18 protein-coding genes are annotated in these 15,448 nt (G+C 68.3%); 7 read left to right on the top strand and 11 right to left on the bottom strand.

Features of this window, described 5'->3' with window-relative positions; all coding sequences use genetic code 11:
- Window positions 1-69: 69 nt before the first annotated feature.
- From EV644_RS26325 to EV644_RS26305, 5 genes are all read right to left on the bottom strand, one after another.
- Window positions 70-978, bottom strand: a complete 909-nt coding sequence (locus EV644_RS26325; RefSeq protein ID WP_132191534.1) for an amino acid ABC transporter permease — start codon at window positions 976-978, stop codon at window positions 70-72.
- Entirely contained in the window at window positions 975-1,664 is a 690-nt protein-coding gene (locus EV644_RS26320; RefSeq protein ID WP_132191535.1) for an amino acid ABC transporter permease, read from the bottom strand. The genes EV644_RS26325 and EV644_RS26320 overlap by 4 nt, the downstream gene beginning before the upstream one ends.
- A gap of 80 nt (window positions 1,665-1,744) precedes the next feature.
- The gene (locus tag EV644_RS26315) at window positions 1,745-2,590 is read right to left on the bottom strand and encodes a glutamate ABC transporter substrate-binding protein (protein ID WP_132191536.1); all 846 of its coding nucleotides are present in this window, start codon (window positions 2,588-2,590) and stop codon (window positions 1,745-1,747) included.
- Between the two features lie 55 nt (window positions 2,591-2,645).
- On the bottom strand, window positions 2,646-3,416 hold the full coding sequence (locus tag EV644_RS26310; RefSeq protein ID WP_132191537.1) for an amino acid ABC transporter ATP-binding protein: 771 nt from the start codon (window positions 3,414-3,416) through the stop codon (window positions 2,646-2,648).
- A gap of 121 nt (window positions 3,417-3,537) precedes the next feature.
- A complete protein-coding gene (locus EV644_RS26305) occupies window positions 3,538-3,876 on the bottom strand; it encodes a hypothetical protein (protein ID WP_241998815.1) in 339 nt (112 codons plus the stop codon).
- A 111-nt stretch (window positions 3,877-3,987) separates the two neighbouring features.
- Between EV644_RS26305 and EV644_RS26300 the strand changes: the two genes are divergently transcribed.
- Together EV644_RS26300 and EV644_RS26295 are read left to right on the top strand one after the other, a co-directional pair.
- Window positions 3,988-4,332, top strand: a complete 345-nt coding sequence (locus tag EV644_RS26300; protein WP_255511351.1) for a TCP-1/cpn60 chaperonin family protein — start codon at window positions 3,988-3,990, stop codon at window positions 4,330-4,332.
- A 186-nt stretch (window positions 4,333-4,518) separates the two neighbouring features.
- Window positions 4,519-7,194 (top strand): WD40/YVTN/BNR-like repeat-containing protein, encoded by a 2,676-nt coding sequence (locus EV644_RS26295; protein WP_199240007.1) that lies wholly within the window; start codon window positions 4,519-4,521, stop codon window positions 7,192-7,194.
- Here the strand turns inward: EV644_RS26295 and EV644_RS46575 are convergent.
- Entirely contained in the window at window positions 7,178-7,459 is a 282-nt protein-coding gene (locus tag EV644_RS46575) for a hypothetical protein (protein ID WP_241998817.1), read from the bottom strand. The genes EV644_RS26295 and EV644_RS46575 overlap by 17 nt on opposite strands.
- Window positions 7,460-7,774: 315 nt before the next feature.
- Window positions 7,775-7,984, bottom strand: a complete 210-nt coding sequence (locus EV644_RS46570; protein WP_241998819.1) for a hypothetical protein — start codon at window positions 7,982-7,984, stop codon at window positions 7,775-7,777.
- A 122-nt stretch (window positions 7,985-8,106) separates the two neighbouring features.
- Between EV644_RS46570 and miaB the strand changes: the two genes are divergently transcribed.
- Both miaB and EV644_RS26280 read left to right on the top strand, forming a co-directional pair.
- On the top strand, window positions 8,107-9,588 hold the full coding sequence (gene miaB, locus EV644_RS26285) for a tRNA (N6-isopentenyl adenosine(37)-C2)-methylthiotransferase MiaB (protein ID WP_132191538.1): 1,482 nt from the start codon (window positions 8,107-8,109) through the stop codon (window positions 9,586-9,588).
- Window positions 9,589-9,624: 36 nt separating this feature from the next.
- Window positions 9,625-10,314, top strand: a complete 690-nt coding sequence (locus EV644_RS26280; RefSeq protein ID WP_241998821.1) for a phosphotransferase — start codon at window positions 9,625-9,627, stop codon at window positions 10,312-10,314.
- A 107-nt stretch (window positions 10,315-10,421) separates the two neighbouring features.
- Here the strand turns inward: EV644_RS26280 and EV644_RS26275 are convergent, their stop codons facing one another.
- The 4 genes from EV644_RS26275 to EV644_RS26260 all read right to left on the bottom strand — a co-directional run bounded on the left by EV644_RS26275 (window position 10,422) and on the right by EV644_RS26260 (window position 12,969).
- A complete protein-coding gene (locus EV644_RS26275; RefSeq protein ID WP_132191539.1) occupies window positions 10,422-10,661 on the bottom strand; it encodes a hypothetical protein in 240 nt (79 codons plus the stop codon).
- A gap of 1,183 nt (window positions 10,662-11,844) precedes the next feature.
- Window positions 11,845-12,297: an NUDIX hydrolase gene (locus tag EV644_RS26270; RefSeq protein ID WP_132191540.1), complete on the bottom strand. Its 453-nt coding sequence runs from the start codon at window positions 12,295-12,297 to the stop codon at window positions 11,845-11,847.
- 94 nt (window positions 12,298-12,391) lie between these two features.
- The gene (locus EV644_RS26265) at window positions 12,392-12,637 is read right to left on the bottom strand and encodes an antitoxin (RefSeq protein ID WP_132191541.1); all 246 of its coding nucleotides are present in this window, start codon (window positions 12,635-12,637) and stop codon (window positions 12,392-12,394) included.
- Between the two features lie 89 nt (window positions 12,638-12,726).
- On the bottom strand, window positions 12,727-12,969 hold the full coding sequence (locus EV644_RS26260; RefSeq protein WP_132191542.1) for a hypothetical protein: 243 nt from the start codon (window positions 12,967-12,969) through the stop codon (window positions 12,727-12,729).
- A 203-nt stretch (window positions 12,970-13,172) separates the two neighbouring features.
- Between EV644_RS26260 and miaA the strand changes: the two genes are divergently transcribed.
- The 3 genes from miaA to EV644_RS26245 are packed head-to-tail and all read left to right on the top strand — an operon-like array spanning window position 13,173 to window position 15,400.
- Window positions 13,173-14,177, top strand: a complete 1,005-nt coding sequence (gene miaA, locus EV644_RS26255; RefSeq protein ID WP_132191543.1) for a tRNA (adenosine(37)-N6)-dimethylallyltransferase MiaA — start codon at window positions 13,173-13,175, stop codon at window positions 14,175-14,177.
- A complete protein-coding gene (locus EV644_RS26250) occupies window positions 14,164-14,691 on the top strand; it encodes a SigE family RNA polymerase sigma factor (protein WP_132191544.1) in 528 nt (175 codons plus the stop codon). Before miaA ends, EV644_RS26250 begins: the two co-directional genes overlap by 14 nt.
- Before the next feature lies 1 nt (window position 14,692).
- Window positions 14,693-15,400, top strand: a complete 708-nt coding sequence (locus EV644_RS26245) for a hypothetical protein (protein ID WP_132191545.1) — start codon at window positions 14,693-14,695, stop codon at window positions 15,398-15,400.
- Window positions 15,401-15,448 lie beyond the last annotated feature (48 nt).

Here is a 15,448-nt window from a genome sequence, read left to right as displayed (position 1 = left end):
GTAGGGAGCCCCCGAACGAAAGAAGCCCCGGTACGCCGGGCTTCGGCGTACCGGGGCTCTTCCAGTGGATCAGCGGATCTGTTCCTGCGGGGGCAGCGCGGCTGCTGCGGCGGCTACCGCTGTCTGGTCGATCTGGTCCGGGGCGAGGGGCCCGCCGGCGGACCGGCCGCGGCGGCGCATCCGCTGCTCGACCTTGACGGCGCCCAGGCCGAGGAAGTAGTTCACGACCACGAAGATCGCGCCGACGACGATCAGCGCCGGCAGCAGGTTCGACTTGAAGTTGCCGATCTGCTCCGCCTTCCGGAGCAGTTCCTCGTAGGTGATGATGTATCCGAGCGCGGTGTCCTTCAGGATCACCACCAGCTGGCCGACGATGGCCGGCAGCATCGCGGTGATGGCCTGGGGCAACAACACCAGCCGCATCGTCTTCTGGGTGGTGAGACCGATCGCCAGCGCGGCCTCGTTCTGCCCCTTCGGCAGCGAGTGCACACCCGAGCGGACCAGTTCGGCGACGACCGCGCCGTTGTAGAACATCAGGCCGAACACCACCGCCGCGAGCGGCAGCCGCTCGGACGGGAACAGGTCGTAGTAGCCGAAGAGCGCGTAGGCGAACAGCATCATCATCAGCACGGGCACGGCGCGGAAGAACTCCACCACGATGCCGCAGGGCCAGCGGATCCAGACCGCGCCCGACAGCCGCCCGACGCCTAGCAGGATGCCGATGGTGAGCGAGAGGACCACCGCGATGGCGGCCGCGGTGAGGGTGCCGATCAGGCCGGGGATGAGGTACTCGGTCCAGATCTCCGCGGTGAGGAACGGCTTCCACTTCGCCGCGGTGAGCTGCTCCTTCTCGTTCAGCTTGGCGATCACGAACCACAGGATCAGCAGCAGTACGACGATGCTGCCGACGCCGACCGCGGCGTACAGGCGCTTGGCCTTCGGGCCGGGGGCGTCGAAGAGAACGCTGGTGGCGCTCATCGCTTCACCGCCAGGCGCTTGGACATCGAGGTGAACAGGATGCCGACGGGCAGCGTCAGGATGACGAAGCCGATGGCGAAGATCCCGAACACGACGAAGATCACGTCGGGCCGGTTCTCCATCATCACCTTCATCACCGCGGACGCCTCGGTCACGCCGATCACCGAAGCGACGGTGGAGTTCTTGGTCAGCGCGATCAGCACGTTGCCGAGCGGGGCGATGGCACCCCGGAAGGCCTGCGGGAGTACGACGTACCGCAGCGTCTTCAGGAACGGCAGGCCGATCGCCCGGGCCGCCTCCGCCTGGCCGAGCGGGACCGTGTTGACCCCGCTGCGGATCGCCTCCGCGACGAACGCCGCGTGGTACACGGACAGGCCGAGCACGGCGAGCCGGAAGTTGTTGTCGTCGATCGAGGTCGGTGAGTCCGGGTTCGACAGCTGGATGCCCAGCTGGAGGAACAGGCCGAGGTTGCAGAACACGATCACCAGCGTCAGCGGCGTGTTCCGGACGACGTTGACGTAGGCGCTGCCGATCATCTGGAGCACCTTGACCGGCGAGACACGCATCACCGCGACCACGGTGCCGATCACCAGCGCGAACAGCGCGGACAGCAGGGTCAGGTAGATGGTCTGCTGGAAGGCCTTGAGACCGTCGTACTCGGTGAAGAACTCAGAAATCACGTCCATGGTGCTCCCGCGGGGGATCGAGGTCGAGACCCAAGCGTGGGGAGGGACCGCTGGCGGCCCCTCCCCACGAGGACTTCAGGTCAGGCGCAGGCGTCGAAAGTCTTCGGCGGGTTGGTCGCCGGGTCGAGCGTCAGACCGGCGGTGCCGAGGTTCTTGTCGAAGGCCTTCTGCCACTCGCCGGAGTCGACCATCTTCTTCAGCGCGTCGTTGACCTTGGTGCAGGTCTCGGTGTCGCCCTTCTTCAGGCCGACGCCGTAGCGCTCCTCGGAGAAGGTCTTGCCGACCACCTTGAACTTGCCCTTGTTCGCCTCCTGTGCGGCGAAGCCGGCCAGGATCGTGTTGTCGGTGGTGACGGCGTCGATCGCGCCCGAGCTCAGCGCCTCGACACACTTGGAGTAGGTGTCGTACTTCTGCAGCTGGACGGTCTTGGCGAACTTGTCCGCGACCTTCTGGGCCGAGGTCGAACCGGTCACCGAGCACAGCTTCTTGCCGTTCAGCGTCTCAGGCCCGGTGATGTCGGTGTTGTCGGACTTGACCAGCAAGTCCTGACCGGCCGTCAGGTACGGACCGCCGAAGGAGACCTTCTCCTTGCGGGTGTCGGTGATCGAGTAGGTCGCGAAGATCATCTTGACCTGGTCGTTGGCCAGCAGGCTCTCCCGCTGCGCGGACGGCGACTCCTTCCACTCGATGTTGCCCTCGTCGATGCCCATCTCCTTGGCGACGTACTTCGCCACGTCGACGTCCAGGCCGGTGTAGTTCGAGCCCTCCTTCAGGCCGAGGCCGGGCTGGTCGAACTTGATGCCGATCGTCATCTTCTCGCCGCCGCCGCCGGAGCCGCCGGCGTCCGACGCGTCGTCGCCACAGGCCGTCAGGCCGGCCGCGGCCATGACCGAGATGCCGAGGGCAGCGATGATCCGCTGTCGCATGGTGTTTTCCTCCAGTATTCGGAACTGCTCAGGATTGCAGGGGACGGGCTGGCGGTCAGTGGGTGAGGATCTTCGAGAGGAAGTCCTGGGCCCGCTTGCTCTGCGGGTCGGTGAAGAACTTCTCCGGCTCGGCCTCTTCGACGATCTGGCCGTCGGCCATGAAGACGACCCGGTTGGCCGCCTTGCGGGCGAAGCCCATCTCATGGGTGACGACGACCATCGTCATGCTCTGCTTGGCGAGCCCGACCATCACGTCGAGCACCTCGTTGATCATCTCCGGGTCCAGCGCCGAGGTGGGCTCGTCGAAGAGCATCACCTTCGGGTCCATCGCCAGCGCCCGCGCAATCGCGACCCGCTGTTGCTGTCCGCCGGACAGTTGGGCCGGGTACTTCTCGGCCTGTGCCTCGACGCCGACGCGCTCCAGCAGCGCCCGCGCGTTCTTCTCCGCCTCGGCCTTGGACTGGCCACGGACCCTCATCGGCCCCAGCGTGACGTTCTGCAGGATCGTCTTGTGGGCGAAGAGGTTGAACGATTGGAACACCATGCCGACATCGGCCCGGAGCCGGGCCAGCGGCTTGCCCTCCAGCGGCAGCGGCTGGCCGTCCAGCGTGATGACGCCCGAGTCGATCGGCTCCAGCCGGTTGATCGCGCGGCACAACGTCGACTTGCCCGACCCGGACGGGCCGATCACCACGACGACCTCGCCCTTGCCGATGGACAGGTTGATGTCCTTCAGAACGTGCAGATCACCGAAATGCTTGTTGACATCCCGCAGGGCGACAAGACCGGTTGTCGTCACGGTATCGACGGCAGAGGAATCGCTCATGGCGAGAACCTAGCGGAGGCAGGGGGTGACTGCACGGATCCCCGGTTCCACGGTGGTAACGATCTGCGACAACGCCGAGCGGGCCGTGACCATTCGGTCACAGCCTGCTCGGTCCGGACCGTTAGTGTCCGGGACGGCGCGTTCCGCAGCATCCTCCCGCAGGGATCGCCGTCGCGGTCGCCGGTTCCTTGACGGCGGCCTCGACGTCGGCGAGTATCCGCTGCCTCGCCTGCGGGGTGATCACCCGCCCACGGCTGATCACCGTGTGAATCCGCCGGGTGTTGCGGATGTCTTTCAGCGGGTCGGCGTCCAGCACCACGAGATCGGCGATCTTGCGTGGCTCCCGGAGCCCAGGTCGCGGCTCATCCCCAGGAACCTGGCCGGCCCCCACGGTCGCGGCATGCAGCGCCTGCCGTGGTGTGGCTCCGGCGCCGACGAGCAGCTCGAGCTCGTGGTGCAACGCGAACCCGGCACCATGAACGGCGTACCGGTGTCGGTGCCAGCCAGGATCGGTACGTCGTGGGCGAACAGCTCGGCGGTGAATCGCTGCCGGTAGGCCGGCGACGAGGCGATTGGTCGCGAGATGGTCCGGCGAGCGCTGCCCGAGCCGCTGCGGTGGATCGCGATCAACGCCGGGTACGACGGTGACGAGGTCGTCGCGCGGGTGGCGGAACTGCCGCTCGGACACGGCTTCAACGCGCTCACGGGCCAGTACGGGGACATGTTCGCCGAGGCTGTGATCGACCCGCTCAAGGTCACCCGGGCCGCGCTCGAGAGTGCGGCCTCGATCGCGGCGCTGCTGATCACGAACGAGACCGCCGTCGTCGAGGAGATCCTCGGCAACCCCGGCGCGATCATGGCCCCGGGCATCGGCGATCTCGCCGAGGGCATGGTCCGGCCGTCCAACATCTACTGATCGGCCTGACGCCGCGGCAAGCCAAGGCCCCGGCGCTCACCAATCGTGCATGATTTCCCTTGATGCTGGGGGGATGCAAATGATCACTTCCGCGTGACTGACCACGGACGTAAGGTCACTCCGGCTTCGTGCTACGGGAGCGCCGAGGACCAGCGGCACCCCGCCGACAGATGTTCGGAGAACGTCATGCGAATCTCGCTCACCAGACGCCGTCACAAGATCCTCGCGGGGATCCTGGGCGTCGGCCTTGTCGCTGCCGGAGTGGGTGGGTACACCGGTCGCTACGAGCTCAAGGAGGAGTGGCTCAAGCACCAGTGGGCCGACAAGCACTACAACGCGGCGGTGATGGAGAAGGCCCTGATGATCGCCGGCGGCAACCCGTCGGAGATGCAGAGCGAGTCCAAAGAGGCTTACACGATCGCCGACGAGTTCCAGCAGGCGCGGACCGCCCCGGGCGGCATCGTCGCCCCCGGTGCGTACTCCGCGGCCTTCGCGCAGCTCACGGCGATGCAGCACACCGCTGGCACCTGGCAGGACGTCACGAAGGTGCCGTACAACGCGGACGACCCGCGCTACCGCGACTGGTACTCCAACTCCAGTGGGGGAGCGGGACACGTCAGCGGCCGGGTGACCGGGCTGGCCGCCGACACCTCGAACCACGTGTACGCCGCCGGCGCGAACGGCGGCGTCTGGCGATCCAGCACCGGCGGTGGCAACTGGACGCCGCTTGCCGACGCTCTGCCTTCGTTGAGTGGCGGCGACCTGCAGCTGGCCGGCGACGGCTCCCTCTGGTACGCGACCGGCGAGGCGAACACCGGCGGTACGTCGTACGTCGGATCGGGCGTGTACCGGCTGGCGAATCCCACCAGCGGTGTGTTCTCCCCGTCCGACCGGGTAGGCGGCAAGGAGCTCGAGTCCACGACGGTCGGGCGGCTGCGCTGGGGTGGTGGCCAGGTGTTCGCGGCGACCAACCGCGGCGTCTGGTACCACGACGCGTCGACCGCGGCCGGTCCGTGGAAGGTGGCGTTCTACCCGAACCCGGACTTCATGCCCGAGATCAAGGACGACAACGGGAATGTCCTGGTCCCGGCCGGTTCGCAGACCGGGGGAGCCACCGAAGCGGCGTACAAGAACATCGTCAACGACATCGCGATCGACCCGAAGAATCCCAAGCATGTGATCGCGGCAATCGGCTGGCGCTCGGGTGACACGTACAACGGCTTCTACGAGACGTCCGACTACACCGCCGGACCGTCGAGCTGGAAGCGGCTGGACGTGGTGCTCGGCGGGATCAAGAACAGCACCGACGTCGGCTACACCACCTTCGCGTTCAGCAAGACCGGCGACCGCCTGTACGCGATGGTGCAGCAGCCGAGCAAGATCAACGGCAGCACCAACCTGGCGGGGATCTACGTCTCCAGGACCGGGAGTCCGTCCGGGCCGTGGAACAAGATCGCGGATCCGCAGCAGCTGCACAACAGCGGGTCGGCGCTCGACCGTAAGGGCTACGCGGTCGGCGTGCAGGCCTGGTACAACCAGATCCTCACCGTGGACCCGGCCAATGCCGACCACGTGTGGGCGGGTCTGGAGGAAGTGTTCGAGACGACCGACGCAGGCTCGCACTGGGCCGCGATCATGCCGTACTGGAACTTCGGCTTCGCCTGCTGGAACCTGGACGACGCGAAAAACTCCTGCCCGCTGGCGGGTCACCCCGACCAGCACTCGGTCACGGTGGGCACGGCGGACGGCAAGCCGGTGGTGTTCGTCGGCAACGACGGCGGCGTCTACCGCCGGCCGGTGAGCGGCCAGCTCAACGCGAACAACAACGCCACCGACTGGGTCTCGATGACGGCCGACGGAACCATGGACGCGCTGCAGTACTACTCGGTGTCGGTCGGCAAGGACGCCAAGAACGGCGGCATGGTGGTCTCCGGCGGTCTGCAGGACAACGGGGTGTCGAACCTGTTCGCGGTCAAGCCCGACGGCGGCAACACCGATACGGAGATGGGCTCCAACTTCGGTGGCGACGGCGGTGACGGAGCGGCCGATCCGCAGAACGGCTGCAACCAGCTCCAGGAGTACGTGTCGCTCGCCATCAAGATCACCAACAACTGCGCGGTGAACCCGGGCGCGCTCAGTGCGGCGGACGCGACCTCGTGGAGCCTCGACCCGGGCGACCCGTCGCCGCGGTTCATCGCCCCGATCGCGATCGACTCGGCGAACTCGGGCGGCTTCATCACCGGCGGTCGGTACGTCTACACCTCCGCCAAGGGCTGGGGTATGCGCAGCGCGAGTGAGTGGACGAAGGCGTTCGACCTGGGCGCGGGCCACTCCGCGACCGCGGTCGCGATGCGCGACGGGGTCGGCTGGGTCAGCTGGTGCGGGCCGTGCAACAACACCGGCTTCACCCGCGGCCTGGCCACCAACGCCGGTGGATCGTGGCACCAGGTGAGCCTGCCGGGCACGTTCCCGAACCGGTACCTGGGCGGGCTGGGCATCGACCCGGCCTCGGGGCAGCACGCGTATGTCGCGGTCAACGGCTTCTCCCGCCGCTTCACTGAGGGGCCGGGCGCCGGGGTCGGCCACGTGTACGAGACGACGGACGGCGGAGCGACCTGGACGGACATCTCGGCGAACCTGCCGGACGTCCCGGCCAGCTCGGTCAAGCAGTTGGCCAACGGCGCGCTGGTGGTCGGGTCCGACCTGGCCACGTTCTACCGGGCGCCGGGGGCGACGACGTGGCAGGTGCTCGGCAACGGCCTGCCGACGACGACCGTGATGGACCTCGAGTCCGGGCCGGACGGCAACCTGTACGCGGCCACGCACGGCCGGGGGATCTGGAGCATCACCCCGCCGGCCTGAGATCGGTCGAGGCGGCCCGCTCTTGATGGGCGGGCCGTCTCGCCGCGTAGTCAGGCAGGACGACGAGTTCCGCAGCAGCCGCCTGCGCGGATCGCCGCAGCGGTCGGACGAGGCTTGCCTCGACGTCGGTCGGCATCCGCTCCCGCACCGCCGGCGAGATCACCCGGCCGCGGGTGATCACCATGTGGATCGTTCGGGTATTGCGGATGTCCGCAAGCCGGTCCGCGTCCAGTACGACGAGGTCGGCGATCTTCCGCGGAGCCACCGAGCCGAGGTCGTCCGCCAGGCCGAGGAACCGGGCGGCTCGACGGTGGCCGCCTTCAGCGCCTGCTGGGGGGTTGCGCCCGCGCCGACGAGGAGCTCGAGCTCGTCGTGAAGGGCGAAGCCCGGCACCATGAACGGCGTACCGGTGTCGGTGCCGGCGTGGATCGGTAGGTCGCGGGCGAACAACTCGCGGACGGGGCGCTGCCGTAGTCCCACGTCTGCCACTGGTGCGAGATCTCCTCGGCCGTGCGGTTCGGTTTGTAGAGGAACTCCATCGCGTACTCGTAGGTCCCGAGCGAGTCCGCGCTCAGGTACTTCAGCGTGGCCGGGGTCCGGCGCGCCTGTAGTCGCCTGTCTGCAGAGTGGTCGCCTGCAGCATCCGGCGTATTTCGGTCTCGCGGCTGGAGACGGACAGCGCGATGGCGTGGATGTGCTCGATGCTGCGCTGTCCCCTCGCTGATCTCGGCCCGGCGGCGATCGAGCCACCGGCCACGACCGCGGCGCCGACGGCGGCACGGGCGAGCAACTGACGTCGAGAACTGTTTCATGCTTTCCACAATGGTGTCGGCCAGCGCCTCGCGCAGGGGTGGCAGGGACCCATCCCAGGTAGGGAAATGTCTACGCCGGCACGTACTCTTGGTGGCTGTCATGCGTACTTACGAGGTCCGCACCTACGGGTGTCAGATGAATGTCCACGACTCCGAGCGCCTGCGCGGGCTGCTGGAGGACGCTGGTTATGTCCGCGCGCCAGAGGGTGACCAGGCCGACGTGGTCGTGTTCAACACCTGCGCGGTCCGCGAGAACGCCGACAACAAGCTGTACGGCAACCTCGGTCACCTGGCGCCGGTGAAGGCCAAGAATCCAGGCATGCAGATCGCCGTCGGTGGCTGCCTGGCGCAGAAGGACAAGGCCGGCATCACCAAGAAGGCGCCCTGGGTGGATGTCGTGTTCGGCACCCACAACATCGGCTCGCTGCCGGTGCTGCTGGAGCGGGCGCGGATCCAGGAGGAGTCGCAGGTCGAGATCCTCGAATCCCTGGACGTCTTCCCGTCGACCCTGCCGACCCGCCGCGAGTCGCCGTACTCCGCCTGGGTGTCGGTCAGCGTCGGGTGCAACAACACCTGCACGTTCTGCATCGTCCCGGCGCTGCGCGGCCGCGAGAAGGACCGCCGCCCGGGTGACGTGCTCGCCGAGGTCGAGGCGCTGGTCGCCGAGGGCGTGCTCGAGGTGACGCTGCTCGGCCAGAACGTGAACTCGTACGGCGTCGAGTTCGGCGACCGGTACGCGTTCTCGAAGCTGCTCCGCGCCTGCGGCACGATCGACGGGCTGGAGCGGGTCCGCTTCACCTCGCCGCACCCGCGCGACTTCACCGCGGACGTGATCGAGGCGATGGCCGAGACCCCGAACGTGATGCCGTCGCTGCACATGCCGCTGCAGTCCGGCTCGGACCAGATCCTGAAGATGATGCGCCGGTCCTACCGCCGCGATCGCTACCTGCGCATCATCGATGACGTGCGCGCGGCGATGCCGGATGCCGCGATCACCACCGACATCATCGTCGGCTTCCCCGGTGAGACCGAGGAAGACTTCCAGGGCACGCTCGACGTGGTCCGCCAGGCACGCTTCGCCGGCGCATTCACCTTCCAGTACTCCAAGCGCCCCGGCACTCCGGCCGAGTCGATGGAGGACCAGGTGCCGCGCGAGGTCGTCCAGGAGCGCTACGAGCGGCTGGTAGCGCTGCAGGACGACATGGCGTGGGACGAGAACAAGAAGATCGTCGGCCAGTCCGTCGAGGTGCTGATCGCCGAGGGGGAGGGCCGCAAGGACGCCGCCACCCACCGCCTCTCCGGCCGCGCCCGCGACAACCGCCTCGTCCACTTCGCCCTGCCCGACGGCGTCGAGAAGCCCCGCCCCGGCGACTTGGCGACGGTCGAGGTCACCTACGCCGCCCCGCACCACCTGGTCGCCGACGTTTTCGGTTCAGTACGCCGTACGCGCGCGGGCGACGCTTGGGAGCGGGACCAGGATGCTCCGGCCTCGGCTGCTGCACCTGGCGTCATGCTCGGCATGCCGGTGATCGGCAAGCCCGCCCCCCTCGAGCCCGCCACCGGCGGCTGCCAGGTCAACTGACCCGTGCCAGCCACCACCCCCGAGAGCCCTCGCCCGATGAACGACGTCCAGGCGGATGGGTTGTTGCCGCTGGGGGCTGAGCCGTTCGCGTTCGGGCGGGACGCGGATGTGTACTCGCTCGACGAGGCGTGGGTGGTCCGCCGGTACCGCGACGGGCGCCCGGTGCGTGATGAGGCCGACTTCATGCGCTGGGTCAGGAAGTACGACTACCCGGTCCCGGCGGTGCGGCAGGTCGAGGGACCGGACATCGTCCTGGAGCGCCTCACCGGACCAACCCTCGCGGACGCGGCGATCGCCGGCGACGTGTCACCAGTAGAACTCGGCCTGATCCACGCCGACCTCCACCGCCGCCTTCAGGCAATCCCGGCTCCCAGCGGAACCGCTGGGCAGGTCGTGGTGCACGGCGATCTCCACCCGTACAACGTCATCCTCACCGCCGACGGCCCGGTAGTCATCGACTGGGCCAACGCCGAGGAAGGCCCACCGGAGTTCGACGTCGCCATGACCGCGATCATCTTCGCGCAGGTAGCCCTGGACCCCGCCTTCGCATCCCTGACCCCCATGCTCCGCGAGGCCCTCGCGACGTACCTGGCCAACTCCATCAACCCCACCCCAGGCCTCGACGCCGCCCTAGCCTCCCGCGGTCGCAACATCACCCTCACCCCGGAGGAACTGGCCCTCCTCCCAGCCCAAGCCGACCTCATCCGCTCCCACCTGCCAACCTGATCCACCCTGGTCGACGGAGGCCGTCAACCGGCCGCAGGGTTGCGCGGATGGTCCCAGTCCTCACGCCGTACGAGAACTAGGTCGGTCCCGGCAAGCTCCCGTTCGAGCTAGTCGGCGCGGCGTGTGCATTCGATGGACACCAGCGTTGGAAGTGCGGCGTACTCCGGCTCCGCAGCTGTGCCAAGGTCATCGTTGGGCTGGACATAAACCTCTTCGGCGTAGGCCTCCCGCCAGTCGCCGGCAAGAAGGAAGTCGCCTCCAGGCGAGTCGCTACTGCGCGCCTGGAAAGCCACCCCGAGCATCCCAGCCAACAGCTCTGCAACCTCCGCCAGATCGTCCCTACTCACATACGTCAGCGTGGTGAAGGCAGGCCGGCTCAGACGGCAGACTATGCCGAACCGCCCGCTACTCCCGTCCGACGCCTGCCGACCCCCGGGTGTGTCCAAACCAGCGATCAGCTGGTACGCCCCTGCGCCGAGCGGGTCGTTTCCCGACATGAGCGCGGGGTTCGCCGGGGCATGAGTGCGGGTGGTTCCCCCGGGCATGAGTGCGGGTGGTTCCCCGGGCATGAGTGCGGGCGGCCGTCCCGGCACTAGTGCGGGTGCTAGTCCCGGGTATGGGTGCGGGTGGTTCGCGGTCTCCGCTGCGTGATGGTGCTAGTCGTGCTGGGGTGCGTCAAGAGCGCTTCGCGTCCCTTCGGGATCGAAACAAGTTTCGACTCTTGACCCACCCCACCCCGACCAGGGAAGGACGCAGCTACGCGGATCCCGCGGAGGGGTCTGAGCCGGGTCCGGGGTGGTGCTTTCGGGGTGGGGTGTACCGGGCGACGGAGGTGTGAGCCGGTCCGGGGTGGTGTTTTCGGGGGTGGGGTGTACCGACCGACAGGTAGTGCTGGGGGTGGTCGCGGAGGTTCCGGGCGTGGGCGACCCGTCGGGGTGGGGTGGGCGGCGACTACTTCCTGTCCTCCGGTACGCCGGCGGGGCCCGGGGGTGGGTTTCGCCCGGGTGGGTGGTGGCCGTGCCGATTCGGGGGCTGGCGCCGCCGGGTTGTTCGACCACTGGCAGGTTGTCAGCCGGCTGGCGGGTTGTTCGACCGCTCGTGGCTCCTTTCGGGGTCCACTGGCGGGATGCTCGCCGGCTGGCGGCCAGTAGGGCGCCAGCGGCCGAACAACCCGCCAGCGACGGCCTGCCGGCGCCCCAGGACCCGCACTTTGGGCACCGGACGTGTCCCCGGCCCTTGTCGCCACACCCCCCAGCGGCTCCGGGATAGCTGCGTTCCTTCCCTGGTCGGGGTGGGGTGGGTCAAGAGTCGGAACTTGTTCCGATCCCGAAGGGACGCGAAGCGCTCTTGACGCACACCGGCCCGACTAGCACCGTCACGCAGCCCGGGGACGCAACCACCCGAACCGATGCCGGTGGCAACCACCTCCGCCCTTGCCGGCAACAGCAGCTTCGCCCGTAGAACGAGCCGCCACCAACGATGGTGAACGCGAGAAGAAACGTAGTGCCGCGTGTGAGCGATCCCTCGGCGCTACTCGAAGCCTTCAGCGATCACCGCGGGGATGGTGCCGGCGCGGAGGCCGGCCAGCACCCGGGCCTCGTGCGGTACGACGGGGTCGGGGAGTTTGTCCAGCGAGTACCAGCCCAGGCCGGCCGCCTTGCCGGGCTCCATCAGCCGGGGCTCACCGGTCCAGCGAGAGGTGGTGAAGAAGAAGTCGACCCGCTCGTCGATCGGCTCGCCGGTTGCGTCGGTGCGGTGCATCGCGGTGACGGGTACCAGGTCGGCCGGGTCGATCTCCACCCCGATCTCCTCGCAGACCTCGCGCCGGGCCGCCGCCAGCACCGATTCGCCCTGCTCGACGTGACCGGCGGGCATCGCCCAATAGCCGTCCATGTAGCCGGTGTTGGCCCTGAGCAACAACAGCACCTCGTCGCCCCGGCGCAGGGCCACGTAGGCCGCGGGAATCACCTGAAACCAATCCATACCGCCACCCTAGAGAACCCCACCGACAACCGCCCCGGCCCCGACAACGACGAAGGGCCGCAAGGAAGATCCCTTGCGGCCCTCGCGCCGAAGCTCAGGCAGGGTTGTCCGGCTTGTTGGGGATGTCGTCGTCCTGGCCGTCCAGACCGTCGAGACGGTTCTTGGCCTGGTCGACACCCTTGTCGATCTTGTCGCCGTACTTGCCGCCGGTCTTCTCGTCGACGAACTCGCCGGCCTTGTCCAGGCCCTCGCCGACCTTGTCGCCATGCGCGTCGACCACCTCGCCGGCCTTCTGCTTGAGACCCTCGGCCCTGCCCTTGAACTTGTCGAAGATGCCCATCTCGGGGCTCCCATTCCTAGCGTAGTGAACTACTTACAGACAGCTAGCGGTGATCCTTCCACCAACGGGCCCCGAGCTGTGGGACGCGCTCAGCTTCCGCCGGTACCGGGTTCGGTCTCGACGTCGCCACCGCTGTCGCCGCCTTCTTCGCCATCGCCACCGGCCTCGACGTCACCACCGCTCAACTCGACGTCACCACCGCTCAATTCGACGTCACCGCCGCTCTTCTTCAACTCCACATCGCCGCCGCTGCGCTTCGCGGCGTCGAACGCGCCGTCCAGGTCCAGGGCCTCCTTGGCCTCGTCTGATCCCTCTTCGAACGGATTCGTCACTGGGTAATTCCTCCCGGTCGGTGCTGCGATTGTGTTCGGCCCCCCGATCGCGCCCGAATCGAATCGGCACTGTGCGGTCCGGACCAGAACTCTTTGGCTAGTTCCTATCGAACTCGTCAGCAGACCACAAGCCTTTCCGCCGGTCTTGTCCGATTGTTCACGCCCGACCGCCGGGCAGGTGGCGGCACTGTCACACTGGTCTGATGGTCGAGTCCCTCGTCGTCGCGGTCGTCGGTCCCACGGCGGCCGGCAAGTCCGACCTCGCGGTTGCCCTGTGCAAGGAAATTCACGGCAGCGAAAACCTCGCCGGCCAGCCCTCGGGCGAGGTGGTGAACGCCGACGCCATGCAGGTCTACCGCGGCATGGACATCGGTACTGCGAAGATCACCGTCGCCGAACAACAGGGAGTCCCGCACCACCTGCTCGACATCCTCGACGTGACCGAAACGGCAACGGTGGCAGAGTTCCAGCAACTCGCCCGGACCGCGATCGACGACTGCCTGAACCGTCAACGGGTCCCTGTCCTGGCCGGTGGTTCGGCCCTCTACGTCCGCGCGATCCTCGACGACTTCGTCTTCCCCGGCACGGATCCCGAAGTACGGGAGCGGTTGGAAGCCGAGCTCGAACAGCACGGGTCCGGCGCGTTGCACCGCCGCCTCGCCGCGGTCGACGCCGCCGCCGCGCAGCAGATCCTGCCGAGCAACGGCCGCCGGATCGTCCGCGCGCTCGAGGTCATCGAGATCACCGCGGGCCCGTACGTCGCGACGCTGCCGGAGCACAAGTACATCTACGAAGGCGCCGTCCAGATCGGCCTCGACGTACCGCGGCCGGTGCTCGACGAGCGGATCGGCCGCCGGGTGGACCGGATGTTCGAGCAGGGCTTCGTCGACGAGGTCCGCGACCTGCTGGGCAACGGTCTGCTCGAAGGCCGTACTGCGAACCGCGCGCTCGGCTACTCCCAGGTGATCGCCTTGCTGCGCGGCGAGATCTCCGAGGAGGAGGCGCGCGAGCGGACCGCCCAGGCGACCAGGAGATTCGCTCGCCGGCAGGACTCCTGGTTCCGCAAGGACCACCGGATCACCTGGCTTCGCTACGACGACCCGGACCTGGTGGCACACGCTTTGTCCGTAGTACAAGGCAACCGCAGTGAGGTCACCGGCGTAGTCGGGGTGGAAGAGGGCCTGGGGGCTGTCGATGCGAGGGGGTGACCGTGAGGCCGAGTTCCGTGAGTACCTGATCGCGGATCGCACCAGACTGATGCGAACGGCGATGCTGCTCACCGCGGGGGATGTGCACACCGCCGAGGATCTGGTCCAGACCGCCTGCGCCCGGGTGTACGTGCACTGGCATCGGATCCGGCACGAGGGCGCCGGACCCTATGCGCACCGCATCCTGGTGAACGCCTTCCTGGACGAGCGTCGCCGGGCCGGCCGCCACCCCGAGGTGGTGACCGCGGAGACGTTCGAGCCGAGGCTGGGCGAGGAGCCGGACCAGGTCGACACCCTCGCCGTCCGGCGCGCCCTGCTGGACCTCGCGCCGCGGCAGCGAGCGGTCCTGGTGCTGCGGTACTTCGAGGATCTCGACGTGGCGACCTGCGCGCGGATCCTGGGGTGCACCGAGGGCACCGTGAAGAGCCAGACCGCGAAAGCGCTGAGAAGACTGAAGGATCTGATGGCCGCGGAACCCGATCCCGCCACGGATCCCGCGACCGGGAGTAGTTGACGTGGACGACGTGAAGAGGTTGCTGGAAGGGTTCGCCGACCGCGCGGTCGACGGCCTCCCGGCAGCCGACGTGGAGGCCGACGTGGCGCGCGGGCGTCGCGCGCTGCGCCGGATCAGGACCCGGCGCCGGGTCACCGGCGTGCTGTGTGCCGCCGCCGTGACCGCCGCGGTGCTCGCGATCGGCAACCAGGTGAAGTGGTGGGGCGGTGGCGGGACGGAGGTCGCCACCGGCTCGGACGAGGCCGGTGCCAGCGCCAGTGCCGGGACCGAGGCGGCCGGGACGGCGACGCCGGCGACCGGTGCGGACCAGACCGGTGAGTCGGCGTCGATCTTCGCCGGCGCGATGATCGAACTGACGGCGAACAGTCAGGCCTGGAGCAACATCGACTGTGCGCTCGCGCCGCAGGGCTGGACGCCGGAGGCGCCCGTGACCACCGACCGGGTCGTGCTGACGCCGCCGCTGGTGCGGACGTCATCGGGCACCGCCTCGAAGTTGGTGTTGCAGGCAGCACCGGAGGCGCGCAACCTCCAGGCCGTCCGGGTGACCGAAGCCGACGGCAAGGTCTTCCACGTCGGCACCGAGGCCGGCCGTGCGGCCGGGCAGGTGAAGCTCGGCGAGCGGTGGCTGCTGGTCCAGTTGCCGGTGGGGGACAAGGACTGGAACGACGAGATCCTCCGCCGCTTCATGGGGTCCTGCACGGTCTCCTGACCCGTCCACCAGAACTGGACTCGCCAGAAGTGGCGCATACCGTGCGGA

Source organism: Kribbella orskensis, from assembly GCF_004342085.1.
Taxonomy (GTDB): domain Bacteria; phylum Actinomycetota; class Actinomycetes; order Propionibacteriales; family Kribbellaceae; genus Kribbella; species Kribbella orskensis.
This window is presented reverse-complemented; position numbering and strand designations above follow the sequence as displayed.